This is a genomic window from Streptomyces sp. NPDC002754, from assembly GCF_053592315.1.
Genome location: NZ_JBSFVM010000002.1, coordinates 123,685 through 141,276 on the forward strand (window position 1 = coordinate 123,685; position 17,592 = coordinate 141,276).

The 17,592-nt window shown below is 69.6% G+C and carries 14 protein-coding genes and 1 tRNA gene; 6 read left to right on the forward strand and 9 right to left on the reverse strand.

The features are described from left to right. Window positions 1–41 precede the first annotated feature (41 nt). Genes ACWD2L_RS07885 through ACWD2L_RS07895 form a run of 3 tightly spaced genes read right to left on the reverse strand, consistent with a single transcriptional unit; the run spans window position 42 to window position 3,828 of the window. Window positions 42–1,118, reverse strand: a complete 1,077-nt coding sequence (locus ACWD2L_RS07885) for an acyltransferase family protein (protein WP_451187836.1) — start codon at window positions 1,116–1,118, stop codon at window positions 42–44. Next, window positions 1,115–3,457, reverse strand: coding sequence for a bifunctional polysaccharide deacetylase/glycosyltransferase family 2 protein (locus tag ACWD2L_RS07890; RefSeq protein WP_351340195.1), 2,343 nt, complete (start codon window positions 3,455–3,457; stop codon window positions 1,115–1,117). Before ACWD2L_RS07890 ends, ACWD2L_RS07885 begins: the two co-directional genes overlap by 4 nt. Next, window positions 3,457–3,828, reverse strand: coding sequence for a hypothetical protein (locus tag ACWD2L_RS07895; protein ID WP_351340193.1), 372 nt, complete (start codon window positions 3,826–3,828; stop codon window positions 3,457–3,459). The genes ACWD2L_RS07890 and ACWD2L_RS07895 overlap by 1 nt, the downstream gene beginning before the upstream one ends. A gap of 188 nt (window positions 3,829–4,016) precedes the next feature. On the opposite strand from ACWD2L_RS07895, the gene ACWD2L_RS07900 reads away from it, so the two are divergent. Both ACWD2L_RS07900 and ACWD2L_RS07905 read left to right on the forward strand, forming a co-directional pair. Then, on the forward strand, window positions 4,017–5,006 hold the full coding sequence (locus ACWD2L_RS07900) for a chitinase (RefSeq protein ID WP_351340191.1): 990 nt from the start codon (window positions 4,017–4,019) through the stop codon (window positions 5,004–5,006). Between the two features lie 335 nt (window positions 5,007–5,341). Beyond that, a complete protein-coding gene (locus ACWD2L_RS07905; RefSeq protein ID WP_351340189.1) occupies window positions 5,342–5,983 on the forward strand; it encodes a LysE family translocator in 642 nt (213 codons plus the stop codon). 160 nt (window positions 5,984–6,143) lie between these two features. On the opposite strand, the gene ACWD2L_RS07910 is transcribed toward ACWD2L_RS07905, so the two are convergent. Further along, window positions 6,144–6,217, reverse strand: a tRNA-Gly gene (locus ACWD2L_RS07910). Window positions 6,218–6,729: 512 nt separating this feature from the next. On the opposite strand from ACWD2L_RS07910, the gene dcd reads away from it, so the two are divergent. Together dcd and ACWD2L_RS07920 are read left to right on the forward strand one after the other, a co-directional pair. Next, a complete protein-coding gene (dcd, locus tag ACWD2L_RS07915) occupies window positions 6,730–7,305 on the forward strand; it encodes a dCTP deaminase (RefSeq protein WP_351340187.1) in 576 nt (191 codons plus the stop codon). An 11-nt stretch (window positions 7,306–7,316) separates the two neighbouring features. Beyond that, window positions 7,317–7,826, forward strand: a complete 510-nt coding sequence (locus ACWD2L_RS07920; protein WP_351340185.1) for a phosphoribosyltransferase — start codon at window positions 7,317–7,319, stop codon at window positions 7,824–7,826. Window positions 7,827–7,878: 52 nt separating this feature from the next. Here ACWD2L_RS07920 and ACWD2L_RS07925 read toward each other — a convergent pair whose 3' ends face one another. From ACWD2L_RS07925 to ACWD2L_RS07945, 5 genes are all read right to left on the reverse strand, one after another. Beyond that, window positions 7,879–8,754 (reverse strand): Yip1 family protein, encoded by an 876-nt coding sequence (locus ACWD2L_RS07925; protein ID WP_351340183.1) that lies wholly within the window; start codon window positions 8,752–8,754, stop codon window positions 7,879–7,881. 107 nt (window positions 8,755–8,861) lie between these two features. Then, window positions 8,862–10,343, reverse strand: a complete 1,482-nt coding sequence (locus ACWD2L_RS07930; protein ID WP_451187842.1) for a VCBS repeat-containing protein — start codon at window positions 10,341–10,343, stop codon at window positions 8,862–8,864. 395 nt (window positions 10,344–10,738) lie between these two features. After that, on the reverse strand, window positions 10,739–11,977 hold the full coding sequence (locus ACWD2L_RS07935) for an FG-GAP repeat domain-containing protein (protein ID WP_351340178.1): 1,239 nt from the start codon (window positions 11,975–11,977) through the stop codon (window positions 10,739–10,741). 97 nt (window positions 11,978–12,074) lie between these two features. After that, window positions 12,075–13,469, reverse strand: coding sequence for an FG-GAP repeat protein (locus ACWD2L_RS07940; RefSeq protein WP_351340175.1), 1,395 nt, complete (start codon window positions 13,467–13,469; stop codon window positions 12,075–12,077). A gap of 144 nt (window positions 13,470–13,613) precedes the next feature. Continuing rightward, window positions 13,614–15,896, reverse strand: a complete 2,283-nt coding sequence (locus ACWD2L_RS07945; protein ID WP_351340172.1) for a (Fe-S)-binding protein — start codon at window positions 15,894–15,896, stop codon at window positions 13,614–13,616. 208 nt (window positions 15,897–16,104) lie between these two features. Here ACWD2L_RS07945 and ACWD2L_RS07950 point away from each other — a divergent pair, with 208 nt between their 5' ends. Next, window positions 16,105–16,521 carry an NAD-dependent epimerase/dehydratase family protein gene (locus ACWD2L_RS07950; RefSeq protein ID WP_351340170.1) on the forward strand — a complete coding sequence of 139 codons (417 nt, stop codon included), beginning with the start codon at window positions 16,105–16,107 and terminating at the stop codon, window positions 16,519–16,521. Next, window positions 16,434–17,564: a glycosyltransferase family 4 protein gene (locus ACWD2L_RS07955; protein ID WP_351340200.1), complete on the forward strand. Its 1,131-nt coding sequence runs from the start codon at window positions 16,434–16,436 to the stop codon at window positions 17,562–17,564. Before ACWD2L_RS07950 ends, ACWD2L_RS07955 begins: the two co-directional genes overlap by 88 nt. Window positions 17,565–17,592: the final 28 nt, after the last annotated feature.

Consider the following 17,592-nt stretch of genomic DNA (forward strand, 5'->3'; position numbering starts at 1 on the left):
GGCGCGGGGTCCGGGGCGGAGCCCCGTGGCGTAGGAGACGCCTACGGCAGCAGCCGCGGCGCCCGCTTCGCCGCGACGTCCTCCACCCACCCCCACATCGGCACAGCGACAGCGATCAGCAGCCACCCGACGCCGAACAGAAACCACTGGCTCTCCAGCGGCAGCCACCTCTCGAACGCCGGCACGTTCCAGAACGTGTCAACGAGCGGCACCGCGAGGATCAGCGCGATCTCGTGCCAGAGGTAGATCGTGACGGCCCGCGCGTTGAACACGGTGACGACCCGGTCGAGCCGCCGGTACCGGGCGAGCCACGCGAAGTCGATCCGCCACAGCACCTTCGCGTAGAAGAGCAGCGTGACGAACCCGGCCGACCAGAAGGCCTGCGCGAGCGGCACATCGTCCAGGTCGTACGTCCCGTACTCGCCCTGGTGGGCGAACGCGTACCAGCCGCCGAACGCGAGCGCGGCCAGCGAGAACAGCACGACCGGCGTCGGCTTGCACCGCTCCAACAGCCCTTCCCGGTGCGCGAATCCGAGCAGCCAGCAGAAGACGAAGATGCAGAAATCGGTGACGCCCCCGGCGTCGTCGAAGAACGCGATCGGCACGAGCGAGGCCAGCAGGACAGGAACCGGCGCCCACCGGAACACCCGCAGCAGCAGCGGCGACAGCAGCACGAACCACAGGTAGCAGCGCAGGTACCAGAGGATCTCCCAGGCCTGCTCACCCCAGGCGTTGCCCGGCGGATCGCCGAGGGGGACGACCCAGTAGACGATCCGCCAGCCGGGCATCCAGCCATGGACCAGCATCGCCGCCACGACGACGGCGCCCCACGCCCAGAACGGCACGAGCAGCCGCCGCATCCGGCTGCGGATCACCGAGAGCGCGGGCCGTTGGAGCGAACGGGCCATCAGCGATCCGGCGAGCGCGAACATCACGCCCATGGAGGGGAACAGCAGACCCGCCCAGGCCCAGCCGAAGCAGTGGTACGTGACGACGCGGACCAGTGCGACCGCGCGCAGGGCGTCGAAGTACCGGTCCCGTACGGGAGTCGGGGCGCTCACGGGAGCCGGCGGCCCGCTCACCGCGCGCAGTTCCCGCGTCGGAGTGTCCTCGATCACCGGCCCGCTCCCGTACCGGCCGTCGGCGTCCCGACCTCGCCCGTGCGCTTCAGCTTCTGCCAGCGCAGTCGGCCACCCGTCAGGGCGGTGACGCAGGAGTGGATGAGGACGAGGTACATCATCTGCCGGTACGCGAACTGTTGCAGCGGCAGCATCAGGAGGTAGCGGTACTTCTCCTTGTCGAGCTTGAACGCATTGGCTGCGCAGGCCAGTTGGACGCCCAGCACCGCCAGCCACGCCAACAGTGACGCCTGGAAGTCGACGAAAATCATCGAGTAGACGGTGAACACGTCGATGAGCGGCGCGAAGACCGGCGTGAAGATCTGGAAGAGGACGACCAGCGGCATCCCGACTCGTCCGAAGCGTCCCGAAGGCCCCTTGTCCGTCAGGGACTTCCGGTGCTTCCACAGCGCCTGCATCGTGCCGTACGACCAGCGGTAGCGCTGCGACCAGAGCTGCTTGAACGAACCCGGCGCCTCCGTCCAGGCCCGCGCGTGCTCCTCGTACACGACGCGCCAACCCGCCCGGTGCATGGCGATGGTGATGTCGGTGTCCTCCGCGAGCGTGTCCTCGCTCATCCCGCCGGCGCCGAGCACCGCGTCCCGCCGGAACGCGCCGATGGCGCCCGGGATGGTGGGCATGCAGCGCAGTGTGTCGTACATGCGGCGGTCGAGGTTGAAGCCCATCACGTACTCGATGTGCTGCCAGGAGCCGATGAGCGTGTCCCGGTTGCCGACCTTGGCGTTGCCGGAGACGGCGCCCACCTCGGGGTCGGCGAAGGGCTGCACGAGCTTGGCGACGGTGTCCGGCTCGAAGACCGTGTCGCCGTCCATCATCACGACGATGTCGTAACAGGCATGGCGCACACCGTTGTTGAGGGCCGCGGGCTTGCCGCCGTTCTCCTGCCGGACGACGCGGACGTTCGGGTGGCCGAGGGACTCGACGATGTCCGCGGTGCCGTCCGAAGAGCCGTCGTCGACGACGATGACCTCGATCGGGTGGGTGCTGTCCATGAGCGAGTTCACCGTGTTCGCGATGCACTCCTTCTCGTTGTACGCGGGCACGATCACGCTCACCGGGCGGGTGACGGGCGGCCCCCAGGAGAAGGAGGGCTCGTTGCGCTGCCGGTAGTGGCGGCGGGCCACGACCAGCATCAGCAGGAACCGGGCCATGACGGCGACGCCGACGACGGCCAGGAATCCGGAGAGCACCGGCATCGTCCACTCGGCGATGGCGGTGGCCACGATGAGGGACTTGCCGACGTACAGCGTGGAGCCGGTCGCCTGGTGCATGGCGGACTGCTCGACGGCGGTGGAGGTGGGGTCGAGGTCCTGCTCGCGGGCGCCCGGCATCCCGTTCGGACCGCCACCCACGGCCTTGGCACCCCCTGCCTCGGCACCGGCGGCCTTGGCGTCGGCCTTCTCCTGGGCCTTCGCCCGCGCCTGCTGGTTCATGGCCTGGGCGCCGCTCACCGTGGTGAAGGTGTAGCCCTTGGCCTTCATCTTCTTGATGTACTGCGGCAGCGCCTTCAGCGTCTGGTCACGGTCGCCGCCCGCGTCGTGGAAGAGCACCGAGGCACCCTCGCCGGACTTGGGGGTGGCCGTCTTGACGATGCTCTTGACGCCCGGCTGCTTCCAGTCGTCGCTGTCGGTGTCGATGAACACGCTGGTGTAGCCCAGCTTGGCGACCTTCTTGTAGATCCCCACGCTGTAGTTGTCGATGGCGTCGGTCTCGGACGAGTACGGCGCACGGAACAGCGTCGTGGTGACGCCCGACGCGCCCGCGATCGCCAGTTGGGTCTGCTTCAGCTCACGCTTGAGACGTGCGTCGGACTGGTACGAGAGATCCACGTGCGAGAACGTGTGGATGCCGACCTCGTTGCCCTGGTCGACCGTCTGCTTCACCAGGCTCGGGTAGCGCGCGGCCATCGAGCCGACGAGGAAGAACGTGCCGGGCACGTCGTTCTCGTCGAGGATGTCGAGGACCTTGGACGTGTACTGGGCGTTCGGGCCGTCGTCGAAGGTGAGCACGATGGTCTTGTCGGGGACGGACTCGGACTGGACCTTCCCGTTGCGTGAGGTCCAGATCGGACCGGACTCCAGGGTGGACTCCGACACCTGGTCGTAGGCGGCGCCGTCGCGGACCCGCTTGTCGTTGAACACTTCGCCGCGTACGTAGCCGTCGAGCAGCAGCGCGCAGGTCAGCGCGAGCAGGAGGGTCAACGCCAGCAGGGTGCGCGGGCGTTGGAGCGCCGCGGCCCGGCCTCGCATGCGAGCGATCCGGCTCGGGTTGGCGTGCCGCCGGCTGCGTGCGGAGGGCGTCTTCGTCGTCGGGGACATCACTGGGCCGGGCCCCCTTGCCCGGCGCTGATGGAGGCGGAGGAGGACGGGGTCGCGGACGGGGCGTCCGGAACCGTGCCGTTCGGCGCCCCGAGCCGGGGCCCGGCGGGAGCCCGGTCGCCGTTGCCCGCGTCACCGAAGGGCAGCAGGTCCGAGGAGGTCAGCGGGATGCCGACGCCCATGAACGCGAGACACAGCAGCGTCACGTAGCCCGCGCAGCCGACGCACACGGCGATACCGAAGCGGCGCAGCAGCCGTGCTCTGCGGCCGGAGGAGTCGACGAACACGGGGCCGTCGACAGGAGTGCGGCGGGGTTTACGGCGACGACCGCGACCTGCGGAAGGGGTTTCGAGAACGACATCGGGGCGCATTCCGTGCAGCGTAGGAAGGCTTCTGTTGCCGGTGCTGAGCGTTTCTTGTCAGCTGTCCGTGAGATCGGGAGAAGACTGTCAGAGGCCTGGGCGACTGGGGGAGTATCGGTCGTTGTGCCTGGTCTTGTCTGTGCAATCCCTGGGTGGAGAAGGCCGGTTGGCACAGTTTCGGGTGCGAGGTTCTCCGTATGCCGATTCCGCTGAAGTCCGCCGCCGGAATGCTGGCCCTGGTCGTGCTCGGGTGCGCGGGCTGCGCCACGTCGTCCGACACCCGGTCCGCGACCCGGTCCGCGGCCCCCTCCGACACCGATTACGCCCCGTACGTCAGCGCCTCGACCGCCTACGCCACCGACTCGGCCGGCTCTCCCGACGCGTACAACCTCGCCTTCGTCGTCGCCAACGGCACGGGCTGCACGCCCAGTTGGGGCGGGCACTCGAAGATCGACGCTGCCGGGGTCACCTCCCGTATCAAGAAGCTCAGTTCCTCCGACGGCACGCTCCGCGTCTCCTTCGGTGGCGCCTCCGGCAGCGAGCTCGCCACGACCTGCGACACCGCGTCCGACCTGGCCGCCGCCTACGCCGAGGCGCTGGACGCGGCGGGCGGCGCCACGCACGCCGACTTCGACATCGAGGGCGACACCCTGAAGGACTCCGCCGCGAACACCCGGCGGGCCGAGGCGATCGCGCTGCTGCAGAAGCAGCGCGACGTGGACGTCACCTTCACACTGCCCGTGATGCCCTCCGGCCTGGACGACGACAGCGTCGACCTCCTCGAAGCCGCCAACAATCAGTCCGTCCAGGTCTCCACGGTCAACATCATGACCATGAACTACGGCGAGTCCTACCAGGGGGACATGAGCGACTACGCCCGCACCGCGGCCAAGGCCACCCACACACAGCTGGAAAAGGTCTTCGGCCTCTCCGACGAGAAGGCCTGGCGCGGCATGGCGCTCACCTCGATGCTCGGCGTGAACGACATCGACGGCGAGACGTTCACGCTCGCGGACGCGGCACAGCTGCGGACCTTCGCGGAGAAGAAGGGCATCGCGTGGGTCTCGACGTGGGCGACGTTCCGCGACGCGCCGTGCGAGTCGGGCACGGACACGGACGACGCGGCCACCAACTGCAGCGGGGTGCGGCAGAGCGAGGGCGCGTACGGGAGGGCACTGTCCGGCTGAGCCGTGCCGCCGGGCGGGCGAAATGCCTGATAGGCCGTCAATCGGATGGCGTGCCATAACGGGCGCAGCGGAGCTGGTGGAGACCCGGAAGCGGACGGAGGCTCACACGCCTGCGTCTGCTTGGCATGCTGTCGGCGGTACTCGGCCTGCTGGTCGGGTCGATGGCGCTGACGGCACCGCTCGCGGCCGGCCTGGATGAGATGGTGCGCGAGCGCTGAATCGGTCCAGACAACAAAGAACTCCCGGGTCGATGACCTGGGGGTTTCTGGTGGAGCGGGTGACGAGAATCGAACTCGCGCTCGGTTCAAGTCGGCGGAAAAATAGGGGGGTTGGGCATGTCCAGTGCTTCACTGTTGGGGTGGATGCTTGTCGCACTGCTGGGAGTGATGACTCCGGGGCTCGACACCATGCTCGTACTGCGGCACACGATGCTCGGCGGGCGTCGCGCCGGACTTACGGTGATCGCCGGGATCACGCTCGGCTGCCTGGCCTGGGGCACTGCCTCCATCGTCGGCCTGAGCGCACTGCTCACCGCATCGCAGCTCGCCTACAACGTGGTGCGTGTCCTGGGTGCCGCGTACCTCCTGTGGCTCGGCGGTTCGGCGTTGTGGAGGACGCTCCCGCGTAATCGATCCGCAGCGGCGGTGGGCGAGCAGGACGAAGCTCCGGCGACGACGGGAGCGCTGGCGGCGCTTCGGGCCGGCATGGTGACGAACCTTCTGAATCCGAAGGTTGGCGTGTTCTACATGAGTGTGCTGCCGCAGTTCATGCCACACGGCCCGTCCTCGGGTGCGTGGGGGTTCCTCCTGGTGGCCATTCACCTCACCGTGGGCGTCCTTTGGTATTCGCCGCTGGTGTGGGCGGCCTCGAAGGCTCGGCGACTTCTGTTGCGGCAGCGGGTGAAGCGGTGGCTGGACCGGATCTCCGCTGGTGTCCTGGTCGGCCTCGGCCTCAAGCTGGCGACAGAGGCACGCTGACTGGCTACCCGGTGCGTCGGTGAGCTTGAGACCGTCATGGGTTCGGATGGGGGCGCCATGCCGTCATGCTTCTGGCACGGATGTGGCACGCGACGACTGATCGGATGCGGACAGCAAAAAGGCCCCGGTCGGTGACCTGGGCCTTGGCTGCTTGAGCTGATGGAGCGGGTGACGAGAATCGAACTCGCGCTCTAAGCTTGGGAAGCTTATGTTCTACCATTAAACTACACCCGCGCGGTACGGCCGTTGAGGCGATCCGTACTGGCGACACTGTACCCCATGCCGGGCCCCGGGCGTCGAAGCCCCCGGGGCCCGGCTGCGTTGTGCGGGGCGGAAGTGACTGCGGGTAAGGGGAGTTGGGGCGTACGGTGGGGATTCCGGCCGAGGACGATTCGCCTCGGGGTGCCGCCTGGATTGGCGTCCCTTTCATCCCGTAATGTTGCCTTTCGTCGTCGGTCAGGAAACTGGCCCAATGGCTCCGTGGGGAAGGGACTCCGGGACTTGATGGACTCGATGGATCGCACCGTCGTCCGATGTGCCGAAGGGCACGTGTTCAGCACCGCTTCGTTCCCGATGCAGCAGGCGGACCGTCTCGGTCCAAGCCGGCTTATTCGGTGTCCGCGGTGCGCGCGACTTCGGCACGCCGTTCCTGTGGGACCGGACGAGCGGTAAGAGCAAGCACCAGCGACAGAGCGCGCGGGCCCGCCGATTGTGGTGGGCACGCGCGCTCTGCGTATCCTCGCTACGTGCTTCTCTCAGACAAGGACATCCGGGCCGAGATCGACTCCGGACGGGTCCGGATCGATCCCTACGACGAATCCATGGTTCAGCCGTCGAGCATCGATGTGCGGCTCGACCGCTACTTCCGGGTGTTCGAGAACCACAAGTACCCGCACATCGACCCGAGCGTCGAGCAGGCGGAGCTGACGCGGACGGTGGTGCCGGAGGGTGACGAGCCCTTCATCCTGCACCCCGGCGAGTTCGTGCTCGCGTCGACGTACGAGGTCATCTCCCTGCCCGAGGATCTCGCCTCGCGGCTCGAGGGCAAGAGCTCGCTCGGGCGGCTCGGCCTCGTCACGCACTCCACCGCCGGGTTCATCGACCCCGGGTTCAGTGGCCACGTGACGCTGGAGCTGTCGAACCTCGCGACGCTCCCGATCAAGCTGTGGCCGGGCATGAAGATCGGGCAGCTGTGCCTGTTCCGGCTGTCCTCACCCGCCGAGTTCCCGTACGGCAGCGAGCGCTACGGTTCGCGTTACCAGGGGCAGCGCGGGCCGACCGCCTCCCGTTCCTTCCTCAACTTCCATCGGACCCAGGTGTGAGCAGCAGCGACATGAGTGACGGCGTGAACCCCGAGCGCGAGAACCTTACGTACGAGAAGTTCGGGGTCGCGATGCGCGAGCTCGCGCAGACCGTCGCCGACGACGGGTACGAGCCCGACATCATCCTGAGCATCGCGCGCGGCGGCGTCTTCGTCGCCGGTGGGCTCGGGTACGCGTTGGATGTGAAGAACATCCACCTGGTGAACGTGGAGTTCTATACGGGGGTGGGGACCACGTTGGAGATGCCGGTCATGCTCGCGCCCGTGCCGAACGCGATCGACTTCAGCGACAAGAAGGTCCTGATCACCGACGACGTCGCGGACACCGGCAAGACGCTGAAGCTCGTCCACGACTTCTGCCTCGACACCGTGGCGGAGGTCCGCTCGGCCGTCGTCTATGAGAAGTCCCACTCGCTCGTGAAGTGCGAGTACGTGTGGAAGCGGACCGATGAGTGGATCAACTTCCCGTGGAGTGTCGAGCCGCCGGTCGTGAAGCGCGACGGGCAGGTTCTCGACGCCTGAGCCGCCGCACACGGAAAAGGGGCCCCTGGGGCCCCTTTTCGCGTTGCGCGTCCTAGAACGTGCCCAGTTTGATGATCGAGAGCAGTGCGATCAGCTGGATCGCCGAGGCGGCGAGCGCCTTCGGCCAGGGCAGGTCGTGGGACTTGGAGACCATCGTGGTCAGCAGGGCACCCGCCGCGATCCACGTCGCCCAGCCGATGAGCTGGACGAACATCGCGTCGCCGCCGAGGAACATGCCGAAGATCAGGCGCGGCGTGTCCGTGAGGGAGCCGATCAGCATGGACAGGCCGACCGTGGGCTGCCAGGCGCCGTCGCCGCCGAGCTGGCGGGCCAGGGTGTGGGTGACCACGCCGAGCACGAAGAAGCTGATCGTGATCGCGATGCCGGTCGTCAGGACGTACGGGATCGCCGAGGACATCGTGGCGTTGATGACGTCCTCGCGGGCGCCGTCGAAGCCGAAGATCGCCAGGAGCCCGTAGAGGAACGTGACGATCAGGGCCGGGCCCCACATCGCGTAGTCGCGCATCTGGAGATACGTGGCCGAGGGGCGCAGCACGATCCCGGACAGCAGCGGCTTCCAGTGCAGGCGGGGGCCGATCGGCCCGGCCGGGCCCGCCGCCGCGCCCGCCTGGTAGGTGGCGCCCTGGTTGTACGCGTACGGGGCCCCGTCGTCCGGGTTCACCGTGAACGCCTGGGTGTGACCGGGGTTGTTCGCCGCGTACGGGTCGTGGGCGCGGGGCGCGTTCGGGTCGCCGAAGTACTCCGGCTCACCGTGCCCGCGCTGTCCGGCGTGTCCACCGTTGGCCTGCGGCCACTGCTGCTGCTGTTGCTGTCCGTACCCGTGCTGCTGCTGAGGGGGTGCGTACGGAGGGGGCCCCTGGGGCGCTTCGCGGTTGTCCCGGCCGCGTCCGTTCCTGAATCCAGCCACGTACTCGAACGTACCTGGTTTCCGGGACCACGATGCCGGGCCCGGGGTTCGGGCCCGGCATTGCGGCTGAGCTGTGACATCCCCTAGGGGATGCCCGGGAGGGTGCGTCAGTCGGCGAAGTTGGCGCCGAGCAGCGGGGTGCCGGAGCCGGAGATGCCGAGGGTCGAGACGTAGGTGCCGGCGGAGCCGGACAGGGTGTCGTCGGCCTTGGAGGTCAGGGCGTAGACCGCGCCGTTGCCGCCGTTCTCGCCCAGGGCGCCCACGATCACGTCGCCGCGGCCGTCGTCGTTGAGGTCGTCGACGTGGACGTCGGAGCCGAAGTTGTCGTCCTTCTCATCGGAGTTGGGGACGCCCGGGGTGTTCTGGCTGTAGAGCTTGGCGCCCGCGCCGGTGATGCCGGAGCCGTCGGCCTTGCCGTACAGGACGGTGATGGCACCCGCGTCCGCGACCCCGGCGAGGTTCTCGCCGACGGAGCCGACGACGAGGTCGAGGTGGCCGTCGCCGTTGATGTCGCCGAGGTCGAGCTCGCCGCCGAAGTCGTCGCCGGTCTCACCGCCGCCGGGGACGCCGGAGGTGTCCTGGTCGATGGTCTGGACGGTGGAGGCGACCGGGCCGCTCGCGGAGCCGTGGGCGATCTTGACGGCGCCGCCCAGTTGGGCGCCGGGGACGCCGGAGTCGGTGTCCCACTCCAGGCCGATGACGACATCGCCGTAGCCGTCACTGTCGACGTCGCCGATGTCTGTGATCACGCCGGCGGGCAGCTTGACCGCGGCGGACGGCTGGAGGCCGCTGGTCGACCCGGGCAGGTAGTAGTTGGCGTTCCAGCCCATGTCGGAGTCGGCTTCGAAGCCGTTGACGAGCAGGTCGTCGATGTTGTCGCCGTTGACGTCGCCGGAGTGCAGGTTGTGGATGCCGACGCCGGCGGTGCCGCTCTGCACGGGGGCCGTCGTGGTGCGCCAGGTCTCGTCGACGCTCACCGAACCGATGGCGATGGTGGCCGAGTTGGGTGTGGCGATGGCGATCTGGTCCGTGCCGACGTCGCCGAAGTCGCCGGCCGCGAGGCGGGCGCCGAAGGCGTCGTGCTTCGAGGCGCGCGGGTCGGTGAGCGTCTTGCCGGTCTTGCCGCCGTTCAGGCCGTTCGCGGAGCCCCACAGGATGGCCGCGGTGCCGCCGTCCTTGTCGGTGCCGACGTCCTCGCCGGGGGTGCCGACGACCAGGTCGTCGTAGCCGTCGCTGTTGAAGTCGCCGTAGGCGGTGGCGGAGCCGAAGCCGTCGTTGGCCTCGGCCGCACCGGGCACGCCGGTGGAGTTCTGGCTGATGGTGGTGTGCTTGCCGCCGCCGTACAGGACGCTGACCTGTCCGGCACCGGCGTGGCCGGCCACGTAGGCGAGCGGTGCGGAGGTGGCGACGTCGGCCAGACCGTCGCCGTTGAAGTCGGCGTCGGAGGCGGCGACGCCGGGCGTGGCCGCGGTCGCGGTGCCCGCCGTGGCGACGAAGAGCCCGCCGGTCAGGGCGGCGGCCGTGGCGGTGGCCATGGCGAGGCGGAGGCCGGCCTTGGACGGGGCGGGGGTACGTCTGTGCTTGGCCATTCGGTTGGCTCCTGCGAGAAGGGGACGGCTGGGGGTCGTCCCGTCAACGGGGTGCCGTTTCACTGGCGTTCGGCCGGAGTTGTGTCCGGCGTTGGCCTGCGGTCGGCTAACAGGAGACTGTTCATGGGGCGGGAGGGTTGTACGTGGTGGCGGGGCTATTCGTCTGCCCCACCCCGCCCCTTCCCGAAAGTCCTGCCGGACGGGCCTGCTCAATCGCCGCAGGGGCTTGAAAGATCTGCTCAAGCGCCGCAGGGGCTGAAAGGTCTGCTCAAGCGGCGCAGGGGCTTGAGAGGCCTGCTCAAGCGGCGCAGGGCTTGGAAGATCTGCTCAAGCGGCGCAGGGGCTTGAGAGGTCTGCTCAAGCGGCGCAGGGGCTCCATATGGAGCCTCGTGGTGTCAGGGGGTGAACAGGGTTGTGGAGAAGGGGGGTTGAGGGGTGGTTCGGCCTGCGGAGAGGATCGTTACCTTGTCCGTGGTGGCGGCGGTGTGTTGCAGGGCGAGGTCGTCGCGGCCGTCCCCGTCGTAGTCCGCGACCGCGATCACGTGGCCCTTCGCCGGGGCCCGCCGGGGCTTGCCCGTGCCGATGACGAGGTGCACGCGGTCCGAGGCGTCCGACACGGCCAGGTCCATGCGGCCGTCGCCGTTCAGGTCCGCCGCGGCGAGGCGGTCCCCGGTGACCCGGACGGTGCGGGTGGCCGTGCCCCCGGGCGCGTACAGCTTGAGGCCGTCCTTGGTGAGGACCGCCGCCCCGGAGCGGCCGAGGGCGGCATCCGTGCCCGCCGGGTACGTGGCGCCCTTCGTGAAGCCGTCCGGGCCGCCGAGGGCGACGGCGGAGCGTGCCGTGCCCGCGTGGGCGCGGACCATGACGTCGTCGGCGCCGTCGCCGTTCAGGTCGGCGGCGGGGCCCGTCGGAACGTTTCCGCCAGGCTGCGCGATGCCGGTGGCGCCGCGCGGGGCGCCCGCGCGCGTGAACGGGCCCGGCAGCACGCTGAGCCGCCCCCCGCTCGCGTGCACCACCAGGTCGTTCCTGCCGTCGCCGTCGAAGTCCCCGCAGACCGGCTGGTCGGGCCATTCGTTGCCGAACCTGGCCCGCGCGGGGATCCTCAGCGTGACGCCCTTGCCGGAGATCCCGGTGGGCGAGCCGAAGAGGATCTGGAGCGGGACCGGCGGCATGCCCTGGCCGTCGTACGGCGGGTCCGTCGACACCACGAGGTCGGCGTAGCCGTCCCGGTCGAGGTCGCAGCTCGCCTCCGACGCGAACGTCGCCGGGGCCCGCCCCTTGGTCCGTGCCGCGTACTTCGCCGGGGTCAGCAACTGCCGGGTCCCGTCGACGAGTCCGTGGCCCTTCCTGCCGTAGACGATGCCGATGCCGGGGTCGTCGCCGAGCCCGTCGTGGGCGAGGTCGTCGAGGACGAGGTCGGGGGCGCCGTCCCCGTTGAAGTCGCTCGGGAGCTTGCTGCCCTTGCCGCGCGGGACCGGCAACGGCGCGCTCCGCTGCTGCTTTCCCGCGACGGTCACGGGCCGGTGGGCACCGCCCCCGTCGCCGCCGTCACCGCTGCCGCACGCCGTGAGCGCGGCGGCGAGCAGCACCGCGCACAGGACGACCCCGCCGCTTCTTCGTATGTGACCCGGCATCAACAACGCCCCCATCGACATGTCCCCATCGACAACGCCCCCGCCCGTCCCATGAGTTGACTACAGCCACATGATGGCAGGGGCGGGGACGGGGCCGTCAGCGCAGGGACGTACCGAACGAGATGCCCGCGCCGGGGAGGCCGAAGTCCGAGCCGTTGAACGAGGTCGCGCCGCTCGTCGTCGGGTACGGCGACGAGCCCCGCAGCACCGTGACGGCGCCCGCGTCGGCCGCCGAGCCGATGTCCTCGCCGGACGCGGCGACGGACAGGTCCGCGCGGCCGTCCCCGCTGATGTCCTTGAGGCGGACCGTGGACCCGAAGCGGTCACCGGTCTCGGCGACGCCCGGCACCCCGCTGGTCTCCTGGTGGTACGAACGGCCCCCGGCTACACCGGAGGAGCCGCCCTTGAGGACGACGGCCGAGCCCGTGCCCCGCACACCGTCGACGGTCTCGCCGGGCGCACCGACCGCGACCTCGTCGCAGCCGTCGCCGTCCGCGTCACCGACCGCCACGGACGCGCCGAACCGGTCCTCGGCCTCCGTCGCTCCCGGCACCCCTTCGCTGTCCTGGGTGACCTTGTCCATGCCCTCCATCTCGTCGGTGAAGATGGTGGATCCGCCGGAGAACACCCACACCGAGTTCTCGTCGGCCTGGCCGGTGACAAGGTCCGGGTAGCCGTCGCAGTTCACGTCGCCGGTGGCGGCGGCCTCGGTGGTGGAGCCGGCGAACTGACCGTCGATCCGCCCGGAGTGGTAGCCGATGTCGCCGGGCCCGCCGTCGACCCACCCCGTGTAGGGGCTGCCGTCGGCGTGCTTTCCGTAGAGGACGTACGTGTATGTCCTGCCTGCGCCCGTGCCGTGGAACTGGTCGGCGGTGAGGCCTTCGAGGGTCACGTCGGCCGGTACGAACTCGACCTCCGGCGCGTAGGCGTCCTCGGGCTTGTTGGAGTCGGAGTACCACCAGTACTTCTTGGCGCTGACGACGGCGAGCTGCGCGTGGTCGTCCCCGTCGAGGTCGACGAAGACGGCGCCCTCGCCGAAGCGTTCGTCGTCGGCGGAGGGCGCGTGGTAGACGGTGGCGCCCTCGGTGAAGCCGTTCGCGCCGCCCCACACCACGTTCAGCGAGCCGCTCGCCCAGTCGGTGACCTGTTCGCCGGGGGCGCCGACGATCAGGTCGGCGTAGCCGTCGTCGTTGACGTCACCGCTGGTGACGTTCTCCCCGAACTCGTCCTCCTTTTCGGTGGCTCCGGGCACACCGGCGGTCTCCTGCGTGATCGTCACGGCCTTGCCGGTGCCCACGCCGGACGAGGAACCGAACGTCACCGTCACGGCGTTGGCTTTGGGCGTGCCGATGACGAGGTCGCGGTAGCCGTCGCCGTTGAAGTCGTCCTTGAGCGTGCTCGCCGCGGTCGCGGTCCCCGCGAGGGGCAGGGTGAGGCCGCCCGCGACGAGGGCGGCCACGCCCGTGGCGACGGCGATTCTTCTGATCTGCACAGTCAACTCCAGTGAGAGCGTGGGGGTGGGCTCCCTGGTGTGACCCGTGAGGTGCACGTGATGGTTGTACGGATCCCCCAAAACCACAAAAGCGGGCGCCCCGTTCCAGGAACGGGGCGCCCGCCGGGACGTACTGCGACCGGTCTACTTCACCGGCTCGGGCTCCGGCGCGTCCTCGGTCTCCGCCTCGCCGGCCGGGTCGACCGGTGTCCTGACGGAGTCGAGCAGCAGTTGGGCCACGTCGACGACCGTGACGGACTCCTTGGCCTTGCCGTCGTTCTTCTTGCCGTTGACCGAGTCGGTCAGCATGACGAGGCAGAACGGGCAGGCGGTGGAGACGATGTCCGGGTTCAGCGAAAGCGCCTCGTCGACACGCTCGTTGTTGATGCGCTTGCCGATCCGCTCCTCCATCCACATCCGCGCACCACCGGCGCCGCAGCAGAAGCCGCGTTCCTTGTGGCGGTGCATCTCTTCGTTGCGGATGCCGGGGACGCTGGCGATGATCTCGCGCGGCGGGGAGTAGATCTTGTTGTGACGGCCCAGGTAGCACGGGTCGTGGTAGGTGATGATGCCCTCGACCGGCGTGACCGGGGTCAGCTTGCCCTCGTCGACCAGGTGCTGGAGCAGCTGCGTGTGGTGGATTACCTCGTAATCCCCACCGATCTGCGGGTACTCCTTGCCGATCGTGTTCAGGCAGTGCGGGCAGGTCGCGACGATCTTCTTGGCGGTCCGGGGCTTCTTGGACTCCTCGGTGACCTTGCCGTCCTCGTCGTACTCCTCGCCGAAGGCCATGTTCAGCGACATGACGTTCTCCTGGCCGAGCTGCTGGAACAGCGGCTCGTTGCCGAGGCGGCGGGCGGAGTCACCGGTGCACTTCTCGTCGCCGCCCATGATTGCGAACTTGACGCCCGCGATGTTGAGCAGCTCGGCGAAGGCCTTGGTGGTCTTCTTCGCCCGGTCCTCCAGGGCGCCGGCGCAGCCGACCCAGTAGAGGTACTCGACCTCGGTGAGGTCCTCGATGTCCTTGCCGACGACCGGCACCTCGAAGTCGAGCTCCTTGAGCCACTCCAGGCGCTGTTTCTTCGCCAGGCCCCAGGGGTTGCCCTTCTTCTCCAGGTTCTTGAGCATCGTGCCCGCCTCGGACGGGAACGCGGACTCGATCATCACCTGGTAGCGGCGCATGTCGACGATGTGGTCGACGTGCTCGATGTCGACCGGGCACTGCTCGACGCAGGCGCCGCACGTGGTGCAGGACCACAGCACGTCCGGGTCGATGACGCCGTTCTCCTCGGCGGTACCGATCAGCGGGCGCTCGGCCTCCGCGAGGGCGGCGGCGGGGACGTCCTTCAGCTGCTCCTCGGTCGCCTGCTCGTTGCCCTCCATGTCCTTGCCGCCACCGGCGAGCAGGTACGGGGCCTTGGCGTGCGCGTGGTCGCGCAGCGACATGATGAGCAGCTTCGGGGAGAGCGGCTTGCCGGTGTTCCACGCGGGGCACTGCGACTGGCAACGCCCGCACTCGGTGCAGGTGGAGAAGTCCAGCAGGCCCTTCCAGGAGAAGTGCTCGACCTGGGAGACGCCGTAGACGTCGTCCTCGCCCGGGTCCTCGAAGTCGATCGGCTCGCCCTTGGAGGTCATCGGCTGGAGCCCGCCGAGCGCGACACCGCCGTCGGCCTCGCGCTTGAACCAGATGTTCGGGAAGGCGAGGAAGCGGTGCCAGGCGACACCCATGTCGGTCTTCAGGGCGACCGTGATCATCCAGATGAACGAGGTCGCGATCTTCACACCGGCGAACAGGTACGTGAGGTTCTGGAGCGTGGAGAGGTCCAGGCCCGAGAGCCAGTCGACGACCGGGTACGAGATGAAGAACGAGGCCTCGTAGCCGTCGACGTGGTGCTGGGCACCCTCGAGGGCGTGCAGCATGAAGATGCAGACGCCGACGATGAGGATGACGGCCTCGACGAAGTACGCCTGGCCGAAGTTGGAGCCCGCGAACCGGGACTTGCGGCCCGGCCTGCGCGGGTGGCTCAGCTGGCGGATCGCGATCAGTACGGCGATGCCGAGGATCGTCAGGGTGCCGATGAGCTCCACGAACATGTTGTACGGGGCCCACTCGCCGATGATCGGCAGCAGCCAGTCGGCCTCGAACAGCTGGCCGATGGCATTGACGATCGTCAGCAGCAGCGAGAAGAAGCCCACCGCCACGAACCAGTGCGCGACACCGACGACGCCCCACTTGTTCATGCGGGTGTGGCCGAGGAACTCCTTGGCCACGGTGACGGTGCGCTGCACGGGTTCGTCGGTACGCGTCCCCGCGGGGACGTTCTGGCCGAGCCGCACGTAGCGGTAGATCTGCGCGATGGCTCGGGCGAACAGAGCCACGCCGACGACGATCAGGGCCAGCGACACGATGATCGCGGCGAGTTGCATTTGGGGGCTCCTCGGGCCTGCGTTACTAAGCGGTAACTTAGGTTGTCCGTCTGAGACTACCCACTTACCTGTGCGCAATGTAGTCGCCAGGCTGGTGATCTGTGTCGCGCAGGTCCCACTGCGTGGATCACTGCGGGGGTTATTGCGGGCTCCAAGGCGGATCGTGTTATTCACCCCATATTTGGACATAGCGGAATAACTTATGGGGATGACCGCACCTTTGACATACATGGTCACCGGTGGCGCGGGCCTCGTCGGCTCGCGCCTCACCGACGCGCTGCTCGCTCAGGGACACACCGTCGTCGTCCTCGACGACCTGTCCACGGGTGGCCGCGCCAACCTCGCCGCCGCCTGGCCCAGCCCCCGGCTCCGCTTCGTGCGCGGCTCGGCCCTCGACGCCCGGCTCGTCGCCGAACTGGCGGGCCGCTGCGACGCGGTGGTCCATCTGGCAGCGGTGGGCGCGGGCCCCGTCGCCGAGGCCGCTCACCGGCTCGGCCGTCGGCTGTTGATCGTCTCCGATGAGGACGGGTACGGGGACTGGGGCGGGGATGTGGGCGACACGGTCGACGCGCTGCTGCGGCTGCTCGCCGAGCCCGCCGCGCAGCCCGCCGCGGCCGGGGTCTGACCATGAGGATCGCCGTCGTGCACGGGTTCGGCGCTCCGGGCGGCGAGGACGAGGCCGTCCTCGACCAGGTCGCCGCGCTCACCCGCGCCGGGCACGAGGTGCGCCTCGTGGCGGTGGACGGGCGAGGTCGCGGCCCGCTCGCCACCCTGCGCGCGTTCGGCCCGGACGTCGTGCACGTCCACAACCTGTACCCGGCCTTCGGCCGCGCCTGGGTCACCGAGTGGACGGGCCCGGTGGTCGCCACCCTGCGGCACGGCCCCCACCGCGGCTCCCGGTTCGCCGCGTTGCAGTTCCCGTGGGCGGCGCGTGGTGGGCTGCGGCAGGACCCGCTGCTGCGGCGGGCCGACCGCCTCGTGGTCCTCTCGGAGGCGAGCCGGGACGCGTGCGCGCGCGCCGGGCTGCCCCGGGAACGCCTCGACGTGGTGCCCGACTTCGTGCCCACGGTCGCGGAACCGGAGGCCCGGGCGGAGGCGGAGGTGGAGGCGGAGGCGGAGACGGAGGCGGAGGCGGAGGCGGAGGTGGAGGTTGAGGCGGGTGCCGCCTGGGTGTGCGTCGGCCCGCTTGCGCCGGACCGGGGCGTGCTGGAACTCCTCCGCCGCTGGCCCGCGGCTGAGCGCCTCGACATGGTCGGGTCCGGGCCGCTGGAGGGGCGGTGCCGGGCGGCGGCGCCCGCGTCGGTGCGGATGTGCGGGGCCGTGGGGCGGGGGGAGCTCAGGCGGGCGCTGCCGGCGTACCGGGGGATCGTGCTGCCGGGGCGGTGGGCGCGCAGGGCGGTGCCGCTCGTGTACGCGGAGGCGCTCGCGGCGGGGCTGCCGGTGCTGGCCTTCGAGGGGGCCGGGGCGTCGGCGGTGCCGCGTGCCGTACGGTCCGAGGGCACGGGTACGGTCACCACCCTGGACGCGCACCTGCCCGACGCACTCGATGTGGCCGCCAAGATCTTCCCGACGCTGCGGGAGCACTGCCGCGCGGTGTACGCGAAGCGGTACGGGGAAGCCGTGTGGACCGAGCGCACGGAGCGCCTGTACGCCGGTCTGTCGGCGTAGGCCGCGAGTCGCGCACGCCGACGTGCGG

Coding starts and splice junctions, on each gene's coding strand:
- ACWD2L_RS07890 (WP_351340195.1), bottom strand. CDS start 3,457: ATGTCCCCGACGACGAAGACGCCCTCCGCACGCAGCCGGCGGCACGCC.
- ACWD2L_RS07895 (WP_351340193.1), bottom strand. CDS start 3,828: ATGCGCCCCGATGTCGTTCTCGAAACCCCTTCCGCAGGTCGCGGTCGT.
- ACWD2L_RS07900 (WP_351340191.1), top strand. CDS start 4,017: ATGCCGATTCCGCTGAAGTCCGCCGCCGGAATGCTGGCCCTGGTCGTG.
- ACWD2L_RS07905 (WP_351340189.1), top strand. CDS start 5,342: ATGTCCAGTGCTTCACTGTTGGGGTGGATGCTTGTCGCACTGCTGGGA.
- ACWD2L_RS07920 (WP_351340185.1), top strand. CDS start 7,317: ATGAGTGACGGCGTGAACCCCGAGCGCGAGAACCTTACGTACGAGAAG.
- ACWD2L_RS07930 (WP_451187842.1), bottom strand. CDS start 10,343: ATGGCCAAGCACAGACGTACCCCCGCCCCGTCCAAGGCCGGCCTCCGC.
- ACWD2L_RS07935 (WP_351340178.1), bottom strand. CDS start 11,977: ATGCCGGGTCACATACGAAGAAGCGGCGGGGTCGTCCTGTGCGCGGTG.
- ACWD2L_RS07945 (WP_351340172.1), bottom strand. CDS start 15,896: ATGCAACTCGCCGCGATCATCGTGTCGCTGGCCCTGATCGTCGTCGGC.
- ACWD2L_RS07950 (WP_351340170.1), top strand. CDS start 16,105: ATGACCGCACCTTTGACATACATGGTCACCGGTGGCGCGGGCCTCGTC.